General features: G+C 51.7%; 21 protein-coding genes. 6 read left to right on the forward strand and 15 right to left on the reverse strand.

The genetic code is table 11. The features are described from left to right. Positions 1 to 22: 22 nt before the first annotated feature. Complete coding sequence (locus B156_RS29125; RefSeq protein ID WP_018620046.1) at positions 23 to 451, reverse strand: DUF2141 domain-containing protein; 429 nt, start codon at positions 449 to 451, stop codon at positions 23 to 25. Between the two features lie 40 nt (positions 452 to 491). On the opposite strand from B156_RS29125, the gene recJ reads away from it, so the two are divergent. Continuing rightward, positions 492 to 2,234 carry a single-stranded-DNA-specific exonuclease RecJ gene (recJ, locus tag B156_RS0112420; protein ID WP_018620047.1) on the forward strand — a complete coding sequence of 581 codons (1,743 nt, stop codon included), beginning with the start codon at positions 492 to 494 and terminating at the stop codon, positions 2,232 to 2,234. A 50-nt stretch (positions 2,235 to 2,284) separates the two neighbouring features. Then, the gene (gene lptB / locus B156_RS0112425) at positions 2,285 to 3,016 is read left to right on the forward strand and encodes an LPS export ABC transporter ATP-binding protein (protein ID WP_018620048.1); all 732 of its coding nucleotides are present in this window, start codon (positions 2,285 to 2,287) and stop codon (positions 3,014 to 3,016) included. 322 nt (positions 3,017 to 3,338) lie between these two features. Here the strand turns inward: lptB and B156_RS0112430 are convergent, their stop codons facing one another. The 8 genes from B156_RS0112430 to B156_RS0112465 all read right to left on the reverse strand — a co-directional run bounded on the left by B156_RS0112430 (position 3,339) and on the right by B156_RS0112465 (position 13,170). Then, positions 3,339 to 5,762: an ABC transporter permease gene (locus tag B156_RS0112430; protein WP_018620049.1), complete on the reverse strand. Its 2,424-nt coding sequence runs from the start codon at positions 5,760 to 5,762 to the stop codon at positions 3,339 to 3,341. Positions 5,763 to 5,870: 108 nt separating this feature from the next. Further along, the gene (locus tag B156_RS0112435; RefSeq protein WP_018620050.1) at positions 5,871 to 8,339 is read right to left on the reverse strand and encodes an ABC transporter permease; all 2,469 of its coding nucleotides are present in this window, start codon (positions 8,337 to 8,339) and stop codon (positions 5,871 to 5,873) included. Between the two features lie 560 nt (positions 8,340 to 8,899). Continuing rightward, positions 8,900 to 9,538 (reverse strand): ribonuclease H1 domain-containing protein, encoded by a 639-nt coding sequence (locus tag B156_RS0112440; protein WP_018620051.1) that lies wholly within the window; start codon positions 9,536 to 9,538, stop codon positions 8,900 to 8,902. 409 nt (positions 9,539 to 9,947) lie between these two features. Then, positions 9,948 to 10,361, reverse strand: coding sequence for a hypothetical protein (locus B156_RS0112445; RefSeq protein WP_018620052.1), 414 nt, complete (start codon positions 10,359 to 10,361; stop codon positions 9,948 to 9,950). Further along, entirely contained in the window at positions 10,358 to 11,605 is a 1,248-nt protein-coding gene (gene pepT, locus B156_RS0112450) for a peptidase T (protein ID WP_018620053.1), read from the reverse strand. The genes B156_RS0112445 and pepT overlap by 4 nt, the downstream gene beginning before the upstream one ends. A gap of 18 nt (positions 11,606 to 11,623) precedes the next feature. Further along, complete coding sequence (locus B156_RS0112455) at positions 11,624 to 12,019, reverse strand: VOC family protein (protein ID WP_018620054.1); 396 nt, start codon at positions 12,017 to 12,019, stop codon at positions 11,624 to 11,626. A gap of 48 nt (positions 12,020 to 12,067) precedes the next feature. After that, entirely contained in the window at positions 12,068 to 12,529 is a 462-nt protein-coding gene (locus B156_RS0112460) for a pyrophosphohydrolase domain-containing protein (RefSeq protein WP_018620055.1), read from the reverse strand. An 80-nt stretch (positions 12,530 to 12,609) separates the two neighbouring features. Next, a complete protein-coding gene (locus B156_RS0112465) occupies positions 12,610 to 13,170 on the reverse strand; it encodes a hypothetical protein (RefSeq protein ID WP_018620056.1) in 561 nt (186 codons plus the stop codon). 398 nt (positions 13,171 to 13,568) lie between these two features. On the opposite strand from B156_RS0112465, the gene B156_RS0112470 reads away from it, so the two are divergent. Then, positions 13,569 to 15,125 (forward strand): sulfatase family protein, encoded by a 1,557-nt coding sequence (locus B156_RS0112470; protein ID WP_018620057.1) that lies wholly within the window; start codon positions 13,569 to 13,571, stop codon positions 15,123 to 15,125. A gap of 49 nt (positions 15,126 to 15,174) precedes the next feature. Further along, positions 15,175 to 17,247, forward strand: coding sequence for a sulfatase-like hydrolase/transferase (locus B156_RS0112475; RefSeq protein WP_018620058.1), 2,073 nt, complete (start codon positions 15,175 to 15,177; stop codon positions 17,245 to 17,247). 167 nt (positions 17,248 to 17,414) lie between these two features. Here the strand turns inward: B156_RS0112475 and B156_RS0112480 are convergent, their stop codons facing one another. The 5 genes from B156_RS0112480 to B156_RS0112500 all read right to left on the reverse strand — a co-directional run bounded on the left by B156_RS0112480 (position 17,415) and on the right by B156_RS0112500 (position 22,579). Further along, positions 17,415 to 18,500 (reverse strand): thioredoxin family protein, encoded by a 1,086-nt coding sequence (locus B156_RS0112480; protein ID WP_018620059.1) that lies wholly within the window; start codon positions 18,498 to 18,500, stop codon positions 17,415 to 17,417. Between the two features lie 146 nt (positions 18,501 to 18,646). Further along, positions 18,647 to 18,991, reverse strand: a complete 345-nt coding sequence (gene gldC, locus B156_RS0112485; protein ID WP_018620060.1) for a gliding motility protein GldC — start codon at positions 18,989 to 18,991, stop codon at positions 18,647 to 18,649. 118 nt (positions 18,992 to 19,109) lie between these two features. Beyond that, positions 19,110 to 19,637 (reverse strand): 5' nucleotidase, NT5C type, encoded by a 528-nt coding sequence (locus B156_RS0112490; protein WP_018620061.1) that lies wholly within the window; start codon positions 19,635 to 19,637, stop codon positions 19,110 to 19,112. A 96-nt stretch (positions 19,638 to 19,733) separates the two neighbouring features. Next, positions 19,734 to 21,230 (reverse strand): dihydrolipoamide acetyltransferase family protein, encoded by a 1,497-nt coding sequence (locus B156_RS0112495; RefSeq protein ID WP_026260796.1) that lies wholly within the window; start codon positions 21,228 to 21,230, stop codon positions 19,734 to 19,736. A 62-nt stretch (positions 21,231 to 21,292) separates the two neighbouring features. Then, positions 21,293 to 22,579, reverse strand: coding sequence for a competence/damage-inducible protein A (locus B156_RS0112500; RefSeq protein ID WP_018620063.1), 1,287 nt, complete (start codon positions 22,577 to 22,579; stop codon positions 21,293 to 21,295). Positions 22,580 to 22,793: 214 nt separating this feature from the next. On the opposite strand from B156_RS0112500, the gene B156_RS0112505 reads away from it, so the two are divergent. After that, positions 22,794 to 23,564: a DUF4197 domain-containing protein gene (locus B156_RS0112505; protein ID WP_018620064.1), complete on the forward strand. Its 771-nt coding sequence runs from the start codon at positions 22,794 to 22,796 to the stop codon at positions 23,562 to 23,564. An 800-nt stretch (positions 23,565 to 24,364) separates the two neighbouring features. Here B156_RS0112505 and B156_RS0112510 read toward each other — a convergent pair. Further along, a complete protein-coding gene (locus B156_RS0112510) occupies positions 24,365 to 24,982 on the reverse strand; it encodes a hypothetical protein (protein ID WP_018620065.1) in 618 nt (205 codons plus the stop codon). A 300-nt stretch (positions 24,983 to 25,282) separates the two neighbouring features. On the opposite strand from B156_RS0112510, the gene tnpA reads away from it, so the two are divergent. Then, complete coding sequence (gene tnpA, locus B156_RS0112515) at positions 25,283 to 25,714, forward strand: IS200/IS605 family transposase (protein WP_018619334.1); 432 nt, start codon at positions 25,283 to 25,285, stop codon at positions 25,712 to 25,714. The last annotated feature ends 98 nt before the right edge of the window (positions 25,715 to 25,812 follow it).

Below are 25,812 nucleotides of genomic sequence, written 5' to 3' on the forward strand. Positions count from 1 at the left end.
GGTTCGCTCTTCTGGTGGCTAATCAGAACGGCTCCAGGTTGATACGGACCGTTCTCCCCCCTTCACCAACACTAAACTGACAGTCGCTGAACTTAGGCACGGAAAATTTAGGCCGAAAATCATTACTGAATCCGTACGGTTCCTTAGGAATACCAAACATGTTTTTATCCATTTTCCCGTTGCTGTTCATATCGTGAAAAAGGGCAAGGGCGTAATTTCCCGGCTCCACCGAAAAGGCAATCTGAACACTGGATGCCGAAGCCTCGACTTTCTTCCCTTCTATCGGTTTACCCTCCGGAAAATCCTTACCTGGTTTGAACAACGCCACAAAAACGGATCCGTTTCGGGAAGTAACATTTTGGATATCAACCAATAGCCGGGCTTTTGGCGGATCGGGTACTGGCGTCATATTGGCAAAGAGCAGGCTGATTATTGACAGCAAATAGAACATAAACGAACGGTTTTAGTAAAAACGGATTTATCTTGCAAATATGATAGCCCAGCCACCGCCCCCGCTCAAACGATGGATTACCAAACCCTTTCCCGATTCTTCGGACCAACGGTCGGCTATCGAGTCATTAACCCAGTCGTTGCGCATCAGTTCATTCCTCTCGGCCCTGCTGGTGCAGCGTGGTGTAACCACGTATGAAGAGGCCCGGCTGTTTTTCCGGCCGGAAATTGGCCACCTGCATAATCCGTTCGATATGAAGGATATGGACCGGGCCATTGCCAGGTTGCAGATGGCTATGCTGCCCGAACGGGAAGAAAAAATCCTGATTTACGGCGATTATGACGTCGACGGAACCACATCGGTAGCACTGGTTTACGGTTTTCTGAAAAACTATCACCCAAATATAGATTATTACATTCCTGACCGCTACAAGGAAGGGTACGGTATTTCGCAGCAGGGGATTCATTGGGCGGCAGAAAACGGCTTCTCGCTGATTATCGCGCTCGACTGCGGCATAAAATCCGTCGAGCGCATAGCCGAAGCGAAAACCCTCGGCGTCGATTTCATTATCTGCGACCACCACCGCCCCGGTTCCGAACTACCCGATGCAGCCGCCGTGCTGGACCCCAAGCGGGACGATTGCCAGTACCCGTACAAAGAACTGAGCGGCTGCGGGGTTGGCTTTAAACTGCTCCATGCCTTTTGCCTCTACAAAAATATTGATTTGGAGCACCTCTACCCCTGCCTTGATCTGGTGGCGGTTAGCATCGCGTCGGATATTGTGCCCGTTACGGGGGAGAACCGGGTGATGGCGCACTATGGCTTAAAAGTTCTTAATACGGCACCACGTACTGGATTAAAAGCGTTAATCAAGATAGCGGGTTTTACGCGGGAACTGGACATTACCAATGTGGTTTTCGGCTTGGGACCCCGCATCAATGCCGCCGGTCGGATTCAGCATGCCAAAGCCGCCGTACAACTGCTGCTGGCCGAATCGGAAGTGGAAGCCGATGAGTTTGCGATGGCTATCAATAAACACAATACCAGCCGCCGGGAGTTCGACAGCAGTATGACGGAGCAGGCACTGGAGATGATTCGGCAAAACGAGGCCCTAACACAGGCCAAAAGCACGGTTTTGTACGATGCTACGTGGCATAAAGGGGTTATTGGTATTGTGGCGTCGCGGTGCATCGAGCATTTCCACCGGCCTACGATTATCCTGACGCAGTCGAACGATAAAGCGGCCGGGTCGGCACGGTCGGTGCCGGGGTTTGATGTGTACGAAGCCATTGAAGCCTGCGCCGATTTACTGGAGCAATTTGGTGGCCACACCTTTGCCGCCGGGATGACCATGCCCATCGACAATATCGACGCATTTCGGCAGAAGTTTGAGGAAGTGGTAGCCCGCACCATCAAAGAAGAACACCTGACTCCCTTGATTGACATCGACCTGCCGCTGGATTTCAGTGAAATCAGCGATAAGCTGGTCAGGATTGTGAAGCAGATGGGCCCTTTTGGGCCGCATAACCCGCAACCTACGTTTATGACGGAGGATGTGTACCTGGTGAGCGAACCAATTGTTATGAAAGAAAAACACCTAAAAATAAACGTCCGTCAGGGTAGTTCGGGCCGTAATTTCTGGGCGATTGGGTTCGGTTTCGGACACCTCGCCGACCAGTTACAGGCCCATAAACCGTTCTCCATCTGCTACCAGGTCGAGCAAAACGTTTATAATGGGAACGTCTCGCTGCAACTGATGCTCAAGGATGTGAAATGTAGCTGATCAATTGGCTGGTCAATACTCACCCATCCGATTGGCTCACCAATGAATGTATGATTCTAAGAACCGAAAATCTGATTAAAAAATACGGGTCGCGGCTGGTGAACAATAACGTGTCGTACCAGGTCGAAACGGGCGAAATCGTTGGGCTGCTGGGTCCTAATGGTGCCGGTAAAACGACGTCGTTCTATATGGCCGTTGGGCTGGTGAAACCCAATAGCGGCAAGGTTTTTATTGACGATACCGACGTAACTGACCTCCCCATGTACAAACGGGCACGGCTGGGACTGGGCTACCTGGCGCAGGAAGCCTCCATCTTCCGGGACCTGACGGTGGAGGAAAACGTGCTGGCTGTGCTCGAAATGAGTAGTACCCCCAAGCGGGAGCGGAAAGACAAAGTGGAAGAACTACTGGAAGAATTCAGCCTGACCCACGTTCGGAAGAGCAAGGGAAAAGTGCTCTCCGGTGGCGAACGCCGACGCACCGAAATTGCCCGTGCGCTGGCCGTAGACCCAAAATTCATCCTGCTTGACGAACCCTTTGCCGGGGTCGACCCCATTGCCGTAGAGGATATTCAGAGTATTGTGGCCAAACTCAAACACCGCAACATCGGCATCCTCATAACCGACCACAACGTAAACGAAACCCTCTCCATTACAGACCGGGCTTACTTACTCTTCGAAGGGAAGATTTTGAAACAGGGCAGCGCTGAAGACCTGGCCAACGACGAGCAGGTTCGCCGACTCTACCTGGGTCAGCATTTTGAGCTAAAGCGGAAGATTTGATTTATACAGTTGGATCCACTACAGGATTAAGTTTGCAACTAACGTTCAGATGAATTTTACGGCTGGGTTGAGACCCCGCCAATTCAGGTAAGCACGACGGGCACCCGCCGGCGCTGGTAAACTTACAGCCATGGCGGAGCCGGTCGAAGTCCCCGCAGAAAAACGAATTTGACTCATCCCGGTTTGGCCTTGACAATAACGAACGATTCTGGTGGTGAAATCAGCTCCCTCAACCAATCAGAACCTACTAATTCACGATCATCGGTCAGCAACAGAATGTGTGCCTACAACTGAACGGCACGTAGCTGATTCGACCAGGTCATCATTCTGATCGCAGGCTTTTTACGGGGTTCGTCAGCGCGGCCTTGATACTCTGGAAGAAAACAGTCAGAAAGGCGATACTGATAGCCAGCAAACCGGCCAGCGCCACAACCCACCACTCCATGTTGACCCGGTAGGCGAAGCTTTCCAGCCAATGGTTCATGGTATACCACGCAATGGGGGCAGCAATCAGCAGCGCAATGAGTACCAGATTCAGAAAGTCTTTGGAGAGCAGAGCGACAATACTGGTCACACTGGCGCCCAGGACCTTACGGACACCAATTTCTTTGGTCCGCTGTTCGGCGGTGAAGGCGGCAAGGCCGAATAAACCCAGGCAGGTAATAAAGATGGACAGGAACGTAAACAAACCAAATACTTTACCAAAAATCTGCTCCGACCGGTACTGGTCGGCAAACTGCTCGTCCAGAAACGTGTATTCAAAGGGCCATTCACTTGCTGCGGCCCGCCATTTATCAGACAGCACACTCAAGGCCGTCGTTGTGGCTGCGGGTCGGATACGAACCACAAGGTGCGAGTATTCGGCAGGAACAATCTGCAACACCATCGGCTCGATCTTCTGGTGAATGGTTTTGTAATTAAAGTCTTTCACGACGCCGATGACCTTGCCCCGTTTAATGGAATCGGCGGGTGTGGGGGGCTCCCATTGCCGCCACTCCACCGGTTTGCCAATGGCGTTGGCGGGTGATCCCCAGCCCAGTTCACGAACGGCGGTTTCATTCAGCACAAACCCTTCCTGCGCGTCGGTACCAAAGGACTTGGAAAAATTACGCCCGGCCACCATCGTCATACCCAGGGTCGGAATGTAATCCTCATCGATCAGGAACATATTAGTCGAGAACTCCTCCGTACGGCCGGGCACCTTAATACCATCGCCCGCGAACCTCCCACCCGGCACTCCGTAGCAGGCCGTGGCCCCCACAATCGACGGGTTTTGCTTTAGTTCGGCTTTGATAGTTTCGATGTTCTGGCGCATAGCTTTCGTACGAATAGGCAGCGACACTAGTTGCTCATTCGAGAAACCCAGGTTCTTCTTCTGGATGTACCGAATCTGGTAGAACACGATACCGGCTCCAATCATCAGCATGATCGACACGGTAAATTGACCGATTACCAGCGTCCGGCGTAAAAAGGCTCCCGATGCCACTCCTTTCACCACACCCTTCAGCCCATTAAGCGGCTTGAAACCCGATAGGAAAAAAGCCGGATAACTCCCCGCCAGCAAGCCAACCAGAACGGCGGCCCCGAGTAACCCGGATACAAACGGAACGGTCAGTATAGACACAAACTGCAGCGATTTACCCGTCCAGTTGTTCAGCGTAGGCAATACCAGCACCGTGAGCAACAGGGCTACTGCCAAGGCCAGGCCCGTTTGCAGGAGCGACTCCCCCAGAAACTGTCCGACAAGCTGGACGCGTTGAGCCCCCAGGGTTTTACGCATACCAACTTCCTTCGACCGGCGAGCCGAACGCGCCGTACTCAGGTTCATAAAGTTGAAACAGGCAATCAGCAAGGTAAAAATGGCCACCAGAGAAAAGGCATAGATGTACTGAATATCACCTTTCTGAACAATATCGTACTCCACATCCGAAGAGCGCAGGTGAACATCTGTAAGTGCTTGTAACTCATAATTGTCCCGTGCGTTTCGTTGATTAACTTCGTTGGGCGCGTGCTGCGCCAAAAAAGCGGGCAGTTTAGCATTCAACTGTGCAGGATTGCTCCCTTGGTTCAGGGTGATGTAGGTATAGAATTGTTGCCAGCCCCAGCTTTTAAGCCGTTCTGCTCCAACCATATCCCGCAACGCTCCAAACGAGCCAACGAAACCGGCCTTAAGATGGGATTGTTCCGGTACGTCCTTCATAACACCCGTCACCCGGAATTTGTACGTTCCGTCAATGCTCAACAGCTTACCCAGCGGGTCCTGATTCCCAAAATATTTGCGGGCCATCGTCTCCGACAGCACTATAGCATCGGGTGACCGGAGCACCTGCCTGGGATTACCCCGCGTTAGCGGAAAGGAAAACAACTCGAAGAAGGTCGAGTCGGCCAGCAGGATGCCCGATTCGAAAAACTTCCTGTCACCATAGGCCACCAGTTCATTACCGCCAAACTCAAACAGACGTACGCTCTGCTGTACTTCGGGAAAGCTAGTCATCAGCGCCGGCCCGTACGCGGGTGGGGTACGCGCCATAACCATCTGGACGCCTTCCGAACTACGCTGGTTGATGATGCGGTAAATCCGGTCGGCCTTCGTGTGGAACCTGTCGAACAGGAGTTCGTCCTGTACGTACAGGAAAATGACCAGGCAACAGGCCAGACCGATGGCCAAGCCAAAAACGTTTATGAAGGTGTAACCCTTGTAGCGAACCAGATTCCGCCAGGCTATTTTCAGGTAATTGCGCAGCATAACTTTATAAAAGTTTGGTAATAAGTCTATCAATCTATGGCAGGCCTATAGCCTGTACAGTGTTAAAATCAGCCTGCTGGGATGCTGCTGATGCAAAGCAATGTGTGCTTATTCAGTGCGTAAGCTCTTCACCGGATTCATCAGCGCAGCGTTGATACTCTGAAAGGAGATGGTGATAAAAGCAATGAGAGTTGCCAGAACGCCAGCCACCATAAATACCCACCAGGGAATGTCAATTCTGTACTGAAAATCCTGCAACCAGCGATTCATGACGATCCAGGCCAGGGGCGATGCAATAACAATGGCTACGAGCACCAGCTTCAGGAAGTCCTTTGACAGCAACAGAACAATGCTTCCCACCGATGCCCCAAGCACTTTGCGGACGCCGATCTCCTTCGTTCGTTGCTGGGCGGCAAACGTAGCCAGACCGAACAGGCCCAGGCAGGAAATCAGGATGGAAATAATTGTAAACGTGCGTACAATCCGCGCGGTGCGGGCTTCGGCCTGGTAGTTTTTCTGAAAATCCTCGTTCAGGAACGTGTACTCAAAGGGTTCGTCGGGGCGTATGGATTTCCACTTCTGTTCGAGGAAGGTCAGGATATTGCTCATATCACCCGTGTTGACGTGCACAATGAGGTAGTTGAAACCGGGGCGCCGACTGAGCATGAATGCAAAGGGCTCGATGGATTTGTGCAGGTCTTCGAAATGAAAATCGCTGACCACCCCTACAATTTCAAAGGGCGTACTTTCGCCCTGCCAGTCGAAGTTCAGACGCTGGCCGACGGCTTTATTCGGGTCTAGCTGAAACTGGCGGAGGGTTGCTTCGTTGACGATAATCCGGTTAGCCGTATCGCCCGGAAACTGCCGGGAGAACAGGCGTCCCTGCTTCAGTTGGAAACCCATCGTTTGCTGGAAGTCAAAATCAACCCGGTTAATGCGAATGTCGTGGCCCTGCTCAACAGTTTGGTCAGGGCGGTGAAAAACCATGTCGCTGAGGTTGGCAATGCCCGGATAAAACTGCGCTCCGGCGGCTGATACAACCTGATTGTTCGAGAGAATTTCGCTGCGAAACGCCGTGTACGATGCCCGGGATTCAGGGCTACGAAAGGGTATGGCAATCTGCTGAGCCTGCGTAAAGCCCAGCGGTTTGTCGCGGAGGTAACGCATCTGTTCCTGGATTACAAATGAGGCCAGCACGAGACCCACCGACACCACAAACTGGAAAACGACCAGGCTCCGGCGTAGGGTTGTGGCTGATAGCGAATTACCCAACCGCCCTTTCAGAACATTTACGGGGCTGAACCACGACAGATAGAAGGCCGGATAACTACCCGCCAGCAAGCCCGTTAGCACTGCCAGACCGAAGAATGCGAGCAGACTTGTGGGCTGAAACAACTCACTATACAATAATTGCTTAGCCGTAAGTTGATTAAACAACGGAAGAAACAGGGCGGCTAAGGCCAGCGCGATTAAAAACGCCACGAATGTTAACACCATTGACTCACCCAGGAACTGCCGGACCAACGCCCCCTGCTCAGCGCCCAGCACCTTGCGGACGCCAACTTCTGCCGCCCGTCGGGCCGACTGGGCCGTGGATAAATTCATAAAATTGATGCAGGCAATCAGCAGCGTGAAGAGCGCAATGGAGCCCAGTATATACAGGTAAAGGATACTGTTAGTGGGCGTAACCACCGAATCGAAATGGCTGTAGAGGTGTAAATCGGGCACCCCGACCAGGAACAGGCTTCGGTCAAAACCGACCAGTTTGAGATCAGCGCGGGCGTATTTCTCGATGAAGGCCGGGAATTTTTTCTCCAGTTGAGCGGGATTGCCAGCGGCTGCCCCGTTGCTTCCCGCCGACTGAAGGCGCAGGTAGGTGTGGAACATGTTGTTATTCGCAAAATCCAGCCGACCGCTCCGCAGGAAACTCCCCATGTCGCCCGCGTAAATCGGGATGAAGAATCGGGCATCGATGTGAGAATGGGCACTGGCATCGGTATAGACCCCCGTTACGTTGAACTCCTCCCCCATGCCCGCATCACCCCCAATGCGAATCAGTTTATTGAGCGCCGGCCCGTTGTCGAACAACTTGTGGGCTACGGATTCGGAGAGCACCACCGAGTGCACATTCCGCAGGGCCGTTTTGGCGCTCCCCTCAACAAACTCATAGGAAAACAGCTCGAAGAAGGTGGAGTCGACCTGATAGCCTTTTGTCTCGTAAAAAGACAGCAGCGGTTTCCCGGTTTCACGCACCTGCAACAACGATTTCTCGTCGGATTCGAATAACCGGGCCATCTGCGCAATTTCGGGATATTCTGCTTTTAGGGCTGGCCCATAGGGTGCCGATACGCTGGCGGCTTCCTGACCCGCGTTCTGCCCGATGACAGATTTCGATCCCAGCAGATACAAATTATCGGCATGCTGGTGGTACGTATCGAAAGACAGTTCGCTGCGGATATAAAGCAGCAACAGCATACAGCAGCACATCCCCACCGACAGACCCAGTGTATTGATGGCCGAAAAGGACTTACTCCGGGAAAGATTCCGTAGGGCAATTTTGAAATAATTTCGCCACATAAAGGTCCAGGGTTAAAGACGCCTGAATCCAGGGGGCAACTATTATACCAGTTCCTAAACCCCCTCCAGCGCGCATCCAAAGGCAATAAGCTGGCAGATAGTTGTACGATTTCGGACAATCCCGGACACGCGATGTCCAGAATCGTACAGGAGGCATTTAGTGAGAAAATTATCTGTCTACTTGGGTAGTTGTTCCCTTCTTTACAAGGCGGTTATTTCGGTAAACGACCACACTCGCATGGCCATTACACAACTCCTGGCAAGTGACGGGCGACCCAGGCTTTCTCCGGTTTAATCAGCCGGTTCCCGGGATTGGCCCGGCTACCGCTGCCGGGATGCTAACGGGTACCAATGAAAAAAGGCACTTATTGATTTAATGAATATGGCCGGCCATGCTGGCGTTGCCCCCTTTTACTATCGCTCTGCGAAATTAAAGAAGCGCTTTCCCGCCGGGGCCGAAACAAAATGCCCGTTCTCGAAGCGGTTCGTAACAAACTCCTTCACCGGATTTATGCAGTCATACGGTGGCAAAAACAAGCGGGAGAGTTTACTGCTTACCCCTACTTCCGACCAAAATCCGCGGGATTTTCGCCCCAGACGGTAGTCTCCCATTTCAGAACCGGGTTAGCGAATTTGTGGGTCTGAAGCCAGGTCTCGGCCCGGTCGAGGAGGTCAAAGAGCTCGGTGTTACGGGCAGTTTCTTCGAGTTTGGTATTCGCTTTTTTCTTTTTCACCCAGCCAATAGCCGTTCGGGAATCAGAGTACACGGGAATGTTGCTGCCTTTCTGATGCAGCAGGGCCAGGGCGTGAACGATGGCCAGAAACTCGCCGATGTTGTTGGTACCGTCGGCATACGGGCCTTTCAGAAACAGCCGCTGCCGTGTACCCAGGTAGATGCCCTGGTATTCCATGTCGCCCGAAGCGGTGTTCCAGGCGGCATCTACTACCAGACTATCCTGTATGGGCAAGCCAACCAGCCCATCAAGTTTGCTCTGTTTGGCTACGGGTTTAGTGCCTTGTCCAACGTGCTGATGCGGTTTGTCTTTAAAGGCTTTCAGGGCTTCCGGCTTGCTATCGAACGATTTGAACAACGGTTTGGCAAAACCATCGGTCTGCGCTTTGGCATCGTCCCAGGAGTCGTAAACCCCCGGTTTCCGGCCTTGCCAGACCACATAAAATTTTGGCTTCTTTTTACCCATTTTACGGAAAGTTACCCCGCAAAGCTATGAAATACGTTGCCGTTCTGCTACTCGCCCGGCTGGTACGAGCGGGTAATATGGCCAATCCTGACCTGTAATGACAAAAAAAGGCGGTTGGTACCGGAAGATATCCGGCCACACCTGCGGAAAGTTGCCCCGCAGTGAAACGGCCCGGCTATTTCGGTCCGGCTCGACAGCCATTTCCACTTAAACTGCCCTAACTGACGTCAGGAACCACTCCGCACCAGCCAGAAACTACTCCGGCGTCTGCCTCGTGAACTTCCGAAATGCCCGGTTGAACGTCAGATTAAGGGTTTCATCACGCCGGAAGTTGATAGGGATAAGGTCGGCACCGCCACGGGCATCGTGAATCGTGCCGGTTTTCGGGTGTAGAACACCTTGTGGCGGCTTACCGGACCAGCATGCGTTCCGCTACGCCCAGCAAAAAAACGAAGGTCCAGCCTGCGGTTCGCAGCCAGTTGGTGCTTACCAGCCAGTGAAGGGTTTCGGGGGTCGCATCGCCAGCGGCAATGGCGTTGTGAATCGGTACGGCCTGGAACGCGGTGGCAGCCCACATCAGCCCGACTAGAACCGCGGAGGCCAGCGTGAGCCACGAAACCCGGTTCTGTACCGACCATCCGACCAGTATCACCTGCACCAGCATCAGCGGCCCGACAATAAACGTTATCAGGTTTGAGTATTTCGGATGCCAGCCGGCGAGTTCGGCGGGGCTGTAATACTGAAAACCAGGATAAATAATCAGTTGTACGAGCCAGATGAGCACGACCAGGCCAAAATCAACGGTGATGCGGGCGGTATTCATGCCCGCTCTTCCCAAACCTGCGCTACGTTTACGATTACATCGACAGCGTGTTGCATGTCCTGCACCGATACCCACTCCTGCCGAGAGTGAAAGGCGTGTTCGCCCGCGAAGATATTAGGACAGGGCAGCCCCATGAATGACAGCCTGGACCCATCGGTGCCGCCCCGGATACTCCGTCGATTGGCCGTTAGTCCCGCCCGGTGAATTGCTTCCAGCGCATTGTCCACTACGGCTGGGTGCTGGTCCAGCACGGCCTTCATGTTGCGATACTGCTCGTTCACGACCAACTGTGCCGAGGAGCCAGGGTAATTAGCCAACACGTCGTTCAATTGATGTTGCAGGTAGGTTTCTTTCTCCTGCAAACCCACTTCTGTAAAATCGCGGATAATAAACTCCACCACTGCCTGGTCCTGATTCCCTTCCATTCGGGTTGGATGGACGAAGCCTTCTTTGGCTTCCGTCGTTTCGGGCGAGAGAGCTGTTTTCGGCAAAGCAGCCAGCAGATCAGCGGCAATTTTCAGGGCATTTTCGAGTTTACCTTTGGCAAAACCGGGGTGCGTACTCACGCCCTGAATAGTGATTTTGACCGCATCGGCCGAGAACGTCTCATCTTCCAGCGTCCCCAGCGACTCACCGTCGATGGTATAACCAAAATCGGCACCCAGCTTCTGAATATCCACTTTTTCGGTGCCGCGTCCTATTTCTTCATCGGGGGTAAACAACAGCCGAATCCAGCCGTGTTTTACTTCGGGATGCATCAGCAGGTAGTTGGCGGCATCCATAATTTCGGCCAGACCCGCTTTATTGTCGGCCCCCAGCAGCGTAGTACCACTGGCCGTAATAATGTCGTTGCCCAATTGGTTGTGTAAATCGGGGTGGTCGGCCACGCGGATAACCTGGGTGGCATCATCCGGCAGCGTTATATCCGAACCGCTCCAGTTGTGGTGGATGATGGGTTTCACGCCCGCCCCCGTCACGTCGGGCGAGGTATCGACGTGCGAACAGAAGCAAATCGTGGGTACGTTCGCCTTATCGGTATTGGCAGGAATGGTCGCGTACACATAGCCCCACTCGTCGAGTTCGGCATCGGCCAGGCCCATTTCGAGTAACTCCTGCAACAGGACCCGGCTGAGGTCTTTTTGCTTTCCGGTACTCGGGTTCGTTTTCGACTGCGGGTCCGATTGGGTATCGATCTGCACGTAGCGCAGGAACCGGTCAACGGCGGTGTAAGTGTAATTTTCCATAATGAAGTTCTAGTGAGTTCAACGGGTTACGGGTTCAATCATGTCCCAAAGATTGCCGTACAGATCGGCAAAAACGGCTACAGTTCCATAAGGCTCCACCGATGGTTTTCGAATGATTGTTACGTGCTGGTCCAGCAGATGCTGATAATCGCGGGCAAAGTTATCGGTATGTAAAAACAGAAAAACCCGCCCACCCGTTTGATCACCAACCCGACTCCGCTGCTCATCCGTAGCGGCTTTAGCCAGCAACAACCGACATCCCTCCGACCCGGGCGGAGCAACCACAACCCACCGTTTGGTTTCACTCATTACGGTGTCTTCAATCAGCGTGAACCGAAGTTTCTGCGTGTAAAAGGAAATGGCATCGTCGTAGTTGTCAACGACCAGGGCAATTTGAGCAATGTGCTGTTTCAACAAACAATGATGGGTTTATTAACTGGATCGGGCCAGGCACCCTGCTTTTCAAAGCATACTCGCCAGATCAGCCGGGGAATAGTTCACACTTTTGAGCGTCTTGTGGTCGGCATCGCGGTACACCAGGTATTTGCCATCCGACTCAATGTAATGGCAAGGAACGCCTTTGGCCTGGTATTCGGCGACGGTGGCTTCGGCTTCGGCTACCGTTCCGCAGGCCTTGCTCATGTTGGAACGCTGCACTTCATCGAACAGCGTCTTGAACGTATCGCCCAGCCCAAACTCCAGCACCGCCCCCGATAATACATACTGTAGATCGCAGAGGGCATCGGCAACGGCAACGATATCACCGTCTAAGATGGCTTCGCGGAGTTCATCCAGCTCCTCAGTCAACAATGATACGCGCAGGTTGCAGCGGGCTTCGGACGGAATCTGGGGCGTTTCTAAAACGGGCGCGTGGAAGGTGCGGTGAAATTCCGCTACCTGGTTCAGCGAATCGGGGCTTTGCACGTTATATAATGATAAATGATGAATGATAAATGATGATTACTGCTCTACGTAATTCATCATTTATCATTCATCATTGGTTACTAGTTTTCCTCCTCGTTGCTAAACGAATAGAGCGTGGTATCGAGGGATAACGTATTGTTGGTGAAGTGCTTGATGAAATCTTCGATGACCTCGTCGGTTACTTCGTCCACGTTTAGACAAACATCCAGGGCAATGCCATAGTCGGACTCCATATCCACCTCAACGTGTTCCTGTACTTTTACCGTTTCGGTCTCTTCAATCTCATCGATAATCTCGGTCAGGGCCGTTTCGGCTTCCTCTTCCAGTTCCGGCGTAATTTTATAGGTGGGCTTACGGTCTTCGGGTGGTACGTATTCGGGGTACGTTTTGCGCACCTGTTCGAGGGCCATTTCGTACACCAAACTGCTGTGGTGCAGGCGAAGTGTGTACACCAGCGCATCGAAGATGACTTCTTCGCCCTGATACTTACCGGGAAACTGAATATGAGCACATTCGCCCTCTTCCAGCACGTCCAAATCATCGTCCTCTACAAAAACGAACGATTTGCCCTCCTGCTGACATTCGTCTTTCAGGGCGCTTATTTCTTCGGGGTCATACCCCTCATTTTTATACTTAGCCATAAGACAAAGCTAGTGAAGATTTTTAGAATGGGGATAGAATAGACCCGCCCAATCGGAGCAATCAGCGTAAATAGTCCGAATTTGCCGGAGGCATTTAACGTCCCTGACGGTGTGGAGCTATTTATTTTTACTGAATGGCCTTTACGCCTGGGCTTATGCCCGACCAAAGATCTTTTGGCATTAACCTGGAAGGTGATTGGTAGAGTTTCTTTCTTTTTTGTCCCGGCTCATTCCCTTATTTCGTTGTTAAAGGCTTAGAAAGCCGACAGTAAATCCGACGGATAATGTACTCTTTTCGATAAAGCGTACGCTGGTTTCGATTGGTCACCGAAAATTTAACAGTTGACTAATTGATCCAATACGCTTTAAACCGTACGCGATACCACGCATCTTTCTCTATGAGACAATTACTCGTTCTTGCCGCTATTGCGCTCCTGGGTTGCCAGACAGACCGTAGTAAAGCCACTGCGCAATCGGGGAAAACACCCATGTCAAAGCCCAACATTCTGATTATTTACGCCGACGACCTTGGCTACGGGGATGTGAGCGCTTACGGACAGGGCACGCTGAAAACACCTAATATCGACCGGCTTGCCGCGTCGGGCATTCGGTTTACCAATGGGTACGCTACGTCGGCAACCTGCACCCCCAGCCGGTTTGCCCTGCTGACCGGTGTGTATCCCTGGCGCAATGAAAACGCCAAAATCCTCCCCGGCGATGCCCCCCTGCTCATCGACACAACCGCCATCACCGTAGCCAGCATGCTCAAAAAACAAGGATACGCAACGGGCGTCGTTGGCAAGTGGCACCTTGGTCTGGGCAATGGGAATGTGGACTGGAACAAAGCAATTGCCAAAACGCCCAACGACCTGGGGTTCGACGAATCATACATCATGGCGGCCACCGGCGACCGCGTGCCGACGGTGTACGTCGAGAACCGGCAGGTAGTAGGGTTGCAGGCCAGTGACCCGCTGTCCGTCAGCTACGAAAAAAACTTTCCTGGCCAGCCTACCGCCCTTACCAATCCCGAACTGATGACCAAAATGAAATGGCATCACGGCCACAACCAGAGCGTAGTAAATGGCGTTCCGCGTATTGGCTTCATGAAAGGAGGCAAAAACGCTACCTGGACCGATGAGACAATGGCGGATGTGTTCCTGGGCAAAGCCAAAGACTTTGTTGACCAGCACAAGGAAAAGCCGTTCTTTCTTTACTACGCCCTGCATGAACCACACGTACCCCGTGTGCCAGGAGCAAAGTTTGCCGGAAAATCGGGCCTGGGGTCACGCGGAGACGCCATTCTGGAAGCCGACTGGTGCGTGGGAGAAATAATGAAGAAACTAAAAGCCGACGGCTTACTCGACAATACGCTGGTTATTCTGTCAAGTGATAACGGCCCCGTGCTGAACGACGGCTATTACGATGAAGCAGTGGAGAAAAACGGCACACACACTCCCTGGGGTAAGTTTCGGGGTGGCAAGTACAGTTTGTTCGATGCCGGAACCCACGTGCCGTTCATCGTTTCCTGGTCCGGCCACATAAAGAAAGGCGTATCCGATGCGGTGGTTTGCCAGATTGATTTACTGGCGTCGCTGGCGGCCCTGGTTGGCAGTGTCGACAAAACCACGGATAGTGAGAACATACTCGATGCGTTGCTGGGGAATGCGGAAACCGGTCGGCAGAATCTGGTGCTGGAAGCCTCCGGGCGGCTGGCCTTCCGGGCGGGGGAGTGGGCGTTTATACCATCCTACCCAGGCAGGCCGCTCAATAAAGAAGTAAACATTGAAACCGGGCTGAGTCAGACCCCGCAACTCTACAATCTCCAGACCGACCCCGGCCAGCGTACGAATCTGGCTACCGCCAATCCGAACAAACTGGCCGAACTGGAAAAACAAATGAAAGCCCTGGTGGGCGATGCCTATCAGGCAAAAACGGATGAGTTGAAACTGCGTTGACCGATAGTATCAACGACCCAAACCAGGACCTGGTTAAACTAAACAGACAATGATAAGCTGCTTACCATTAGCGAAGAACGTAGCGGCAATAACCGACGCAACGCTGCTGCAACCCTACGGGACGAGCCTGATGGGTAAAGCTATTTTTTCACCGACGCAACGCTGTTACGTGCCTACGGGACGCTGGTTGATGGGTATCTTACCAGTGCTCCTCTGTTTTCTGGCTACACTCACCGCTCCCGCACAGGACAGGCCCAACATCCTGTGGCTAACGTTTGAAGATACTTCACCGGAGTTTATCGGTTGTTACGGCAATGGGGTAGCTAAAACGCCCGTCATGGACAGGTTAGCCGCTGAAGGTATCCGCTTTACGGCAGCGTATTCGACGGGAAGTGTGTGTTCACCCAGCCGGAACGCGCTCATTCTGGGCTGCAAAACGTACACCCTCGGCACGGGAAACCACCGCAGCAATTACCCCATTCCCCATACAATGACGGGCTTTCCGAAATACCTGCGCGACGCAACCGAACGCGGCCCGGGCTATTATACCACCAATAATAGCAAAACTGACTATAACACATCGGCGGCCAAACGCATTATTCAGGAATCATGGGATGAGAGTTCGGAGCAGGCCGGTTGGTGGAAACGCCGGAATGGACAACCGTTTTTTTCGGTCTTCAACTCAATATCGAGTCACCAGTCGCGGACGATGACTGAGCCGTTTGCGCAGTATAAAAAACAGATTATCGATCAGTTGGCGGAGAGTCAGCAGACCAAAGACGAAGATGTGCTGCTGCCGCCGTTTTTCCGCGACTCACCGGCCATGCGGAAGCAGACTGCCCGGATTTATAATTCCATTACAAAAACCGACACTGAATTTGGCGAATTGCTGGCACGATTAGAGAAAGAAGGCCTGCGGGAGAATACCATCATTTTCGTATTTGCCGACCACGGCGAAGGCATGCCCGATGCTAAAACCAATGGGAAGGGGCTGGGGCACCGGGTGCCGTTTATTGCCTGGTTTCCCGAAAAGTACAAACACCTGTCGCCCTGGAAGCAGCCAGGTGCCGTGACCGACGAAAAGATTGATTTTACGGATTTGGGACCAACCGTTTTGTCACTGGCGGGCGTAGATAGTCCGGCCTACATGCAGGGGCGCAGCCTGGTTGGGAAAAACGGGACGCCGGAACGCCGAAAGCCGGAACCGACCTACCTGTTCCTCTCCTCCGACCGCTCCGACGAAAGCTACGACCTGACCCGGACGGTTATCAAAGGCCACTACGCCTACACCCGGGTATTCATGCCTTACGTGCCGGAATTGCGTTACCTTCAATACATGGACGTGGGCGAAATTACGCAACACATCCGGAGTGATTTCAGGGACAAAAAGCTGAATACCGTGCAGCAACGAATACTCCTCCCCCGCCCCGCCGAGATGCTGTACGACCTGGAAAAAGACCCCTGGGAAATGGACAATCTGGCCCAGAAAAAAGGCTACGAGTCCTTACTGAACGAGTTCAGAAGTCAACTTCGTACCCATGTGCTTAGCCAGCGCGATGTTCTGTTCCTGCCCGAACTTGAGATTGCCAGGCTGTCTGAAACTACTACCGCCTACACCTTCCGGCAGCAGGACGTAAACTACCCAATCCAGGATATCTACGAAGCCGCCAGCGTATCGGGCTTCCGGGATGCCGCCACATTGAAAAAGCAAATCGGCTTGCTGAAAAGCAGAACCCCACTTGTCCGCTATTGGGCGTTGATGGGACTGCGTTCGCAATCTAAACCAGCGTTGGTGCCGTATCAGGTCCAGCTAACAGCGGCCCTGACCGATAGCTATCCACTCAATCAGGTCGTTGCGGCATCCATTCTAAACGGACATTTTGACGATAAACCGGCTAAAACCGTATTGCTGAAGCACCTCGATTCACCGGATGATAACGTAGCCAATGTGGTGATGCAGCAACTCATGTACCAGCCCAACGCCAGCGACTGGGTTCCGGACATCGAGCAGTTTTATACCGTCAAAAAAACGCTGCAAGCAAAGCCGTACCACGCCCTACTGTCGGCCAGCGTGTTTTTGTACGCCCACGGGGGGCGCACGTTACGGAACGAAACGGAATGAGGACGGCGGCTGGCCTGCCTAAAAGATACCCGCCCGTTGGGTACCAGCCCCTGTACCAGAGCGGTTACGCTGCCGGTTTCCACGAACAGATAAAAACAGTAACTACCAAACGCAAAATGGGGTGCCACATTCTGAATGTGGCACCCCATTTTGCGTGTACGTATTTTTTACTTAGCCCGTCTGCTGGCCTTAGCCAGTTCGGCACGAAGTTCGGCCTGTTCTTTGGCACCTGGATTTAAGGCAAGCCCCTGATTAATCCATTTCGTAACCGTTGGCACATCTTTACCATCGGGACTGAACCGGTTAAACAAGCGGGCGATGTAAATGTATTCCGGCACGGTCAACTTGTTTGAGTTGACCTGATTATCCATCCGTTCGACCGCCTTGGCCGTCTGACGGGCGTTGAAATACGCATTCACTTCGGGCAGCAGGGTCCGGTTAGCCGCCACTTTGGGGTCGATACCAATCTTGGCCAGCCCCTGCCGGATTTGCATGATTTTATCAATCGAAAACTTGGCACCCCGCCCGCTGAACAGCGACGACATCAGGATATTTTCAGCCACATCCTGAGCCTCTTTAGCCCCGTAGGCTTTGCGATACGCATCCATGTGCCCCATCATGTACTGAAACATCGGGTTTTCGTAATCCAGCACCAGTTTTTGTAAAGCCAGCCAGTTGGTCTGGTTGGCGTAGGAAGCAGTTGGCTGCTGTTTGGCGTAGTCGTTCATAGCTGCTATGCTGGCCAGGGTATCTTTGGTAACCCGGCTATACATGGCGTAATCGATCAGGAAGTTAGCAGCCCGGTCACCCTGCTGATACCGCGATTTCATGGTCTGGCTGCGAGCCTGCGGATTCAGGGCGTTGGTACCATGCCGGATAACCTCATCGGTCGAGTTATTGCTCATCGCAAAATGGATCAGGTTCTGCTGCGGATCGAAGTACAGAAACAGGGGCAACGAGGGCACGAATAATCGACGGCTATCCAGAAACGCCCGGGTGGCGGGCTGGTTGATATCCAGCTTGGTGCTGATAAACTTGCTGTTATAAAAAGCACCTACCCGGCTGTCGGCCAGGGTCGGAATGAAACTCTGGCAGGTATGGCAGGTAGGCGAAAAAATCTCAACGAACACGGGCTTTCCGGTCCTGCGGGCATCCTGAAACACCTTCTCGATGGGTGATGCACTAAATTGAATGCCTTTTTGCCCAAAGGCAACGTTAGCTACAAGCAGTAGCAAAAACAGACTTTTTTTCATGAAGAATGGGAAATCGTTCGAGTAGTACCAGCAAATTAACGACCAATGTGCGGGGGTCGTACCTGGAAAGAGCAGAAGTTGTCGATCAGTCGGTTGGTTAATCAGTGATTGATCGACTGACTAACTAACCGACGTCCTTCTGTTACTTATTTGTTTTGCTGTTTTATTTCTTCCTCCAGCCGTTTGCTCAACACCTGGCAGGTCTTTTCGATGTCGTCGGCCATACGCTGATCGCCGGTCGCGTTTAAGGCCGTATCGGCAATGCCGCTCATCATTTCAATCAGGAAGCGTTTCATATCCACCACTTCCATATCCTTGGTCCAAAGGTCAATTTTGAGGGTACTGTTGTGGTAATGATCCCACAGCGAAATGGCAATGGCACGGGTATCGCTGAGTCCCTCGTTGGGATTGTCCGTGGCTTCCCAGTAAATTTTTTCCGGAACGTTCTGATTGTCCAGCTCAATCGAGAAATGAATATCTGACTTTTTCATAAGGCAAAAGTACGGAACAGGGCGCGGAAATAGCAGCGATGGGTGTAGAACAAGTTTGCATCAGCTACCGGCTGAGACCGGGGATGCTGGTTACACGGGCAAGATACCACACACCGCACTATAACAACGCCTTCGCCACGGCATCCCACGATTTTACGCGTCTGAACTCCCGGTCGTCCCGGTTGTGCAGGGCATCGAATAGTAATCCTTCGCCCTGAAACGTGCGGAGATTACGGGGCAAATCATCAATCAGAAAATCGGTGTTGAGTACACTCTTATCCCCCATAAAAATATAGTTATGCCAGCTGATAGCCGGAAAGTATTCCTGTAGCCAGTCCCATTTTTCGCGCAGGGAGTTTGGAAACTCCTGAGCGGCCGAGGCAATATAAACGTCGTACTGCTGCATCAGGTCGGCAATTACGTCCTGCGCTCCCTCCATAACGGGAATATCCCGGAAGAAACCCGGCTCGTACACCCTCTGCGAGATGGCCTGGTACTCATCCTCATCAAATAGTTCGTGGAATGATTTTTCTTTCAGTTCTTCCAGCGTGTAGCGGGGCATGTCGCCTTCCAGATAAAGGCGGATAAATTTACTGTGGGTATCGGCCATGACATCGTCCATGTCGATAGCAATGCGTTGTTTCATAGGTTGTCGGAACTAGGATTCTTATGATTTCATCGATTAATCTGATATCCCTTTAAATAAAGCGGGCAGGCTCTCAGTCAAATCAAAAAATCCCGGTCAGATGTTCAGGTTGGTATCGAATTGCTCTAAATAATCGGCCACGCGCCGGACAAACTGCCCCCCCAGGGAGCCATCTACCACGCGGTGATCGTAGGAGTGCGAGAGGAACATAAGGTGCCGGATGCCGATAAAATCACCTTCGCTGGTTTCAACAACGGCTGGTTTTTTAACGATAGCGCCGAAAGCCATAATGGCTACCTGCGGCTGCATAATAATGGGCGTACCCATCAGGTTGCCAAATGTGCCAATGTTGGAAATGGTGTACGTCCCCCCCGCCAGGTCGTCGGCCACGAGTTTATTTTCCCGGGCGCGTTTAGTCAGGTCATTGACCTTTTTGGTCAGGCCTACCAGGTTGTATTGATCGGCGTTATGAATAACCGGCACAATCAGGTTGCCATTGGGCAGCGCCACCGCCATACCGATATTAATGGCTTTTTTGACAATAATCGAGTCTTTATCAACCGATATATTGATCATTGGGAAATCCCGGATGGCTCTCACAATGGCGTCTACGAGCACCGGCGTGTAGGTAAGATTCTCGCCGGTTTGTTGCTTAAACTGCTCTTTTACCTGGGCACGCCACTGCACAATGGTTGTCATGTCGGCTTCAACGAACGAGCTGACGTGGGGCGAAACCTGCTTCGACTCTACCATCCGCTGCGCAATCATTTTTCGCATCCGGTCCATCTGGATAATATCATCCTGCCCATTGACGGAACTGGCTTTAGCTGGTACAGCGGGAGCAGCCGGTACCGGAGATGGCTGGCCGGGGGCATTGGTGGCTGGGGTTGATTGCTGGCGGGGCAACGAGGCAAAATTGGTTGGAAGCCGTCCCTCGGCCCGATCCAGCACGAACGCCAGGATATCTTTCTTCGTCACCCGGTTTTCAGCCCCGGAGCCGGAAATACGGTCGAGTTCATCACGTGATACGCCTTCCTCCCGGGCAATGGTCAATACCAGCGGGGAGTAAAAACGGTCGGTAAACACGTCCGTAGTAGTACCTGCCAGCGTAGTAGCTGACGTAGCGACCGCTTTCTCTGCGGGTGTCGGACGACTACTCATCGCCGATATACTGGCTTCAATTTCCTGGGCTGCGGTCGCTGCTTCTGGTTCAAAAACGACCTTTTCTTCGGCTTCTTTCGGTACGTTGGCTACATCGCCAACACCAACCGGGGTTTGATCGGGGTTTTCCGGCCGGGCTTTGTTATCGTCGTCGGGAGACTCCTCCGGGCCTGACTCACTCGCGACGGTTTCCTGCACCTCGATACGCGCTATGGGCGCACCAACGGCCACCACGTCCCCTTCCTGAACCAGTAATTCTTTCAGGACACCGTTGTGCAAAGCCGGTACGTCGGTATCTACCTTGTCCGTAGCTACCTCCAATACCGATTCGTCCGCTTCAATACGGTCGCCGGGCCTTTTTAGCCAGGTGATAACCGTACATTCCATTATACTCTCGCCCATTTTGGGCATAACCATATCGATGAGTGCCATGTATTTTAATGGTGAATTATGAATGATGAATGTATTGCATTCCACCATTTATCATTCATCTTTTATAATTCATTGAGTAACTCTTCCCGCAGCATGTTCAGCAGGTAGTTAGTGGTTAACTGTATGTTCTGATCGCGGTACTGACCCAGTTTGAGCAGTCGCGTGGTGGTACGCTGGCTGGTGGCGCAGGCAATCCAGATTGTGCCAACGGGCTTATCGGGCGTGCCGCCGTCTGGCCCGGCAATACCGCTGGTGGCAATGCCTACGTCGGTGCCGAGCGCCGTGCGAACGCCTTCGGCCATTTCCCGGATGGTTTCTTCACTCACCGCCCCGAATTGCTGCAGTGTTTCGGGCTTCACTCCCAACACTTTTTCTTTCACGGAATTACTGTAGCTGACAACACTACCCCAGAAATAGGCTGAGGCACCGGGCACCTTCGTGATCTGGGCCGACACGTAGCCGCCCGTACAACTTTCGGCCACGCCCAGGGTTAGTGGCTTACCACCCACCCCTTTATCTCTCAGTAACTGCCCGATTACCGTTTCGAGTTCGTCACCATCGAACCCGTACACACTTTTTGTAATTAGGGGCATCACTTTGTCAACCTGTTCGGCCAGTTCACGGTCGAGCAGAGTGTTATCGTCACCGGTGGCGGTCAGGCGGAGTTTTACGCCCCCAAAGCTGGGTAGGTAAGCCAGTTTGATGTGCGCCGGGAGCCCATCTTCCCAGGCTTCGATTCGCTCGGCCAGAAACGACTCACCAATGCCGACGGTCCGAATCATTTTATGCTTGATGATAGGCGTTTCGAAGTGCTGGGTCAGGCGGGGCAGAATCCGGTTGGTCATGAGGTGTTTCATCTCAAACGGCACGCCGGGTAGGGAAACGTACACCCGTTTCGGTTCGTCGGCTTTCGCATACTCAAACCACATGCCGGGCGCGGTTCCCCAGTCATTCTGCATGTACACCGCGTTGGCGGGCAGGTCGGCCTGAGAGCGGTTGAGGTCGGTCATGGCACGACCCCGCTTCTCGAAAAAGCCGGTTACCAGGGCCAGCGCCGTTTCATTGCGTACCATGCCAACCCCAAAATAGGTACAGAGGATTTTCTTGGTAATATCGTCTTTGGTAGGGCCAAGGCCCCCCGTAATGATGATGATATCGGCCCGTTCGTGGGCTTCGTGCAAACTCTGGAGAATGGCGTCAGCTTGATCGCCAACGGAGGTTTTTCGTACTACACGAACCCCAATGTTGGTCAGTTCGGTGCCCAGCCAGGCGGTATTGGTATCGGTAATCTGTCCGAAGAGTATTTCATCGCCGATGGTGATTACTTCGGCGCGGATGGTATTGGTCATTTTTTAGTGTAGCGTGCAGCCTGTACAGTGAAGAATAAACCGGTGATGTTGGTGTGCTAACGACCGTGTCTTCATTATAGTAGCAGTCTAATTATCAATGTAGTATAAATTATTATTCGTGCTGAATTTTACATTCGTCAGTCCCCGTTGTCAAAAGTACGAAAAAACGATTTAGGGCCATTGGGAGTTACTCAATGACAATCTGATAAATTCGATGATGATGAAAAATGTTCTTATAGCCGGATTACTGGCACTTACGGTTACGCAGGTTAGTTTTGCCCAACAGGATACAACTCAGCCCAAATCGTCGGGAGGTGGGCTTTTTGGCCGGATTCTGAATGCCGTCACGCAACAGACTACGGGTACAGCAGGGGGGTTAAGTAGCAGTGATATTGCTATGGGCCTCAAAGAAGCCCTTTCCATCGGGGTTAAGAATGGGTCGAGTCAGGCATCAGCCCTGAACGGTTATTTTAAAAACCCACTGCTGAGAATTGCGTTCCCGCCCGAAGCACAGAAAGTAGCCTCTACACTACGCGGAATAGGATTGGGTAAGCAGGTCGACCAGTTCGAGCTATCGCTGAACCGGGCCGCTGAAGATGCCGCCAAAAAAGCCGCTCCGGTGTTTGTGAAAGCGATCACCTCCATGAGCATTCAGGATGCAGTCGGTATTCTAAGCGGTCAGGACGATGCCGCCACGCAGTACCTGCGCCGTACATCGGGCCAGCAACTGGTAGCGGAGTTCACACCCATTATCGATAGCACGCTGAATAAAAATAACGCAACGAAGTATTACAGCAGTCTGGTGAATACCTACAACAAAATCCCCTTCATTGCGCAGAAAGTTAACCCGGATCTGACATCTTACGCCACGAATAAAGCGGTAGACGGGTTGTTTATTCTGGTAGCGCAGGAGGAGAAGAAGATTCGCGAAAACCCGGCTGCCCGGGTCACTGATATCCTGAAGAAGGTGTTCAGCAAACAATAGTCTCTACGCCCAGAACATACTGGCCTTACCTATACGAGTCATTACCAATGCTTAAGCCACCCTCTCAGAAGGTGGCTTAAGCATTCCTTTGTTCCCAAACTCAAAAACGGTCAAGTTACTTTCCACTTAGAGCGAGTGCTTGTCAATCGTCTTTCCTGGTTAAGGCAGGAAAGAAGCGTTTTTCGCACGTACCTAACCTCAGGAATTTGCCACAGTGCGGTTCATCGGAACGTACGTCCTGCCGCAGATAACACACCCACGATTCCAGCTGTTCACCCAACGCCCGAAAGGGCTGATGGCAACTCACCTAAACAAACTTACCCGCCTGCCTTTACACCCTACTCTTTCTCGGTTGGGCTGCGGAGTTTTACCTTGCGGCCTGCTGCCTGTCGCCCGGCAAGCCACCCACGCAGAGCGAATTACCAACACACTTCCAACCCTTATTACATCTACAACCAACGTTATAGTGTTTGTGAAGTTGTGGCATATGAAAAACCACAGTCTCCATTACCCACAAAAGCAAAATAGCGATTTAAAGCCGAATGCCTAACGTCCTGCCACAATTTTATACGCCACTGTTTCTCTTTTGTCAGTACTAACTTATTGTTATCCTGTTTATTATTTTTTTACTTTTAAAATCTAAAATTAATAGTCCACCGAGTAAAAAAGCCGACTGCTTGTCGATGCCGAAAAATGTACTGTCTGAAGCATGATTCCATCTTAAACGTGTCGGCTAAAAAAGTTATTTTTGACTCCCTTTACCTTTAAATTCCGCAAAGGTCTTTCCATCATAACTTTACTCAGCAACCGCCTTTGCGAGGGACACGTTTAAAAATTACTTTGTTATCTCGTTCTACATAGTCGCCCCATACTATTGGATATGAATACTTGGGTGCGTGCGATACACCATGGCTTCTTATACTTATTTTGTCGTTAACTTTCAGGCTATGCAATTGCTCAAGTTGAGACTTTTCCGGCTCAAATTTTACAATATAATCGTCACCATTAATCCTGACCATCACTCCGAAACCTAATAGTGAGCCTGGCGGAAGAGAAAGAGAGGTTACAACTCCCTCCATATTGGTATAATCTTTAATGTTCTTCCTTATTTTAGCTTCAGCAGTATACACTTTTTTACCTGCGGGAGACGCTTCCCATTTTTTGTACAGTATACCATCAGGAGTAGCCTCCCATTTTTCCCTTCCGGCTTTTATTTCAGCAGCTGAGAGTGGCTTTGGGGTTAATTTCTTAGACGTTTCATTTTTTATTTCACGATTGGCAAATACTAATCCGCTTACCACAACCAGCGGTAAGATCAGCGCATAAATAACTTTTTTCATGTTCTTTGTAGGTTTAATTAACATAGAACTATCTCCTGATAAATCAGATCCGTTTAAGGCATTACTTTTATTTTTCATATCCTTTTAAAGTTGGTGCAACAAAAATAGGTTGATTTATTTCAGCCTGAGAGGCCTGGATTGTAAATAAGCGTGTAAATTTTGTAAATAAGACCTTGACATTATGCTAGTTAGAAGAGATCTCCTGCCCGTTAAACGGAAGCACACGGACGGATTGTTACTACTCTTGTCTATCTCGACAATCTGCGTGGCTTTCAGCATGACCGGCAATGATGACTTTGACTTTTCACGTACGCTAGTTCAAGCTATGCCCTTTAGGGCAAGACTTTAGTTGCTACTCAATTTTGGTAATTTTGCTTGATGAAGCAGCAACGGTCTGGTAGTCATTCGGTTTATAATTTACAAGTCCATTTGGTGTGGAGTACTAAGTATCGCTACCATGTGCTGACAGGTGATGTACAGTTGCGTTGTCGGGACTTATTGCGGCAGACCTGCAATGTGCTGGACGTGCAGATTCTGAAAGGCGTTGTGAGTAAAGATCATATTCATCTGCACGTATCGTATTCGCCCTCGTTAAGTTTGAGCGATTTAGTCCGGCGGCTAAAAGGCCGCAGTGCGAAGTTGCTTTTGCACGAGTTTCCTGAACTGAAGCGTCGGTATTGGGGCGGTCACTTCTGGGGTGTTGGTTACGGTGCTTGGAGTGTGGGTAGTATCACCGACGAGTTGCTGCAATCGTATTTAGATCATCACAAGGATCATCCTAATGGGGATGAGAATTTCATTCTGGAGTAGGTCACTTAAAGTGGTATACCTTCAGTCGGCTTCAGCCGAAACAAACGAATTCCATTCGTTTTTAAACCTATGGACTTCCAGTCCATAGTCGTTTAGTT

It is taken from the genome of Spirosoma luteum DSM 19990 (assembly GCF_000374065.1).
Taxonomy (GTDB): Bacteria; Bacteroidota; Bacteroidia; order Cytophagales; family Spirosomataceae; genus Spirosoma; species Spirosoma luteum.

Coding starts and splice junctions, on each gene's coding strand:
- pepT (WP_018620053.1), bottom strand. CDS start 11,605: ATGGAAAATTACACTTACACCGCCGTTGACCGGTTCCTGCGCTACGTG.
- B156_RS0112445 (WP_018620052.1), bottom strand. CDS start 10,361: ATGAATACCGCCCGCATCACCGTTGATTTTGGCCTGGTCGTGCTCATC.
- B156_RS0112480 (WP_018620059.1), bottom strand. CDS start 18,500: ATGAAAAAAAGTCTGTTTTTGCTACTGCTTGTAGCTAACGTTGCCTTT.
- B156_RS0112510 (WP_018620065.1), bottom strand. CDS start 24,982: ATGAAAAATAAAAGTAATGCCTTAAACGGATCTGATTTATCAGGAGAT.
- B156_RS0112465 (WP_018620056.1), bottom strand. CDS start 13,170: ATGGCTAAGTATAAAAATGAGGGGTATGACCCCGAAGAAATAAGCGCC.
- B156_RS0112500 (WP_018620063.1), bottom strand. CDS start 22,579: ATGACCAATACCATCCGCGCCGAAGTAATCACCATCGGCGATGAAATA.
- tnpA (WP_018619334.1), top strand. CDS start 25,283: ATGAAGCAGCAACGGTCTGGTAGTCATTCGGTTTATAATTTACAAGTC.
- B156_RS0112490 (WP_018620061.1), bottom strand. CDS start 19,637: ATGAAACAACGCATTGCTATCGACATGGACGATGTCATGGCCGATACC.
- lptB (WP_018620048.1), top strand. CDS start 2,285: ATGATTCTAAGAACCGAAAATCTGATTAAAAAATACGGGTCGCGGCTG.
- B156_RS0112475 (WP_018620058.1), top strand. CDS start 15,175: ATGATAAGCTGCTTACCATTAGCGAAGAACGTAGCGGCAATAACCGAC.
- B156_RS0112430 (WP_018620049.1), bottom strand. CDS start 5,762: ATGCTGCGCAATTACCTGAAAATAGCCTGGCGGAATCTGGTTCGCTAC.
- B156_RS0112470 (WP_018620057.1), top strand. CDS start 13,569: ATGAGACAATTACTCGTTCTTGCCGCTATTGCGCTCCTGGGTTGCCAG.
- B156_RS29125 (WP_018620046.1), bottom strand. CDS start 451: ATGTTCTATTTGCTGTCAATAATCAGCCTGCTCTTTGCCAATATGACG.
- B156_RS0112440 (WP_018620051.1), bottom strand. CDS start 9,538: ATGGGTAAAAAGAAGCCAAAATTTTATGTGGTCTGGCAAGGCCGGAAA.
- B156_RS0112505 (WP_018620064.1), top strand. CDS start 22,794: ATGATGATGAAAAATGTTCTTATAGCCGGATTACTGGCACTTACGGTT.
- B156_RS0112435 (WP_018620050.1), bottom strand. CDS start 8,339: ATGTGGCGAAATTATTTCAAAATTGCCCTACGGAATCTTTCCCGGAGT.
- B156_RS0112495 (WP_026260796.1), bottom strand. CDS start 21,230: ATGGCACTCATCGATATGGTTATGCCCAAAATGGGCGAGAGTATAATG.
- recJ (WP_018620047.1), top strand. CDS start 492: ATGATAGCCCAGCCACCGCCCCCGCTCAAACGATGGATTACCAAACCC.
- gldC (WP_018620060.1), bottom strand. CDS start 18,991: ATGAAAAAGTCAGATATTCATTTCTCGATTGAGCTGGACAATCAGAAC.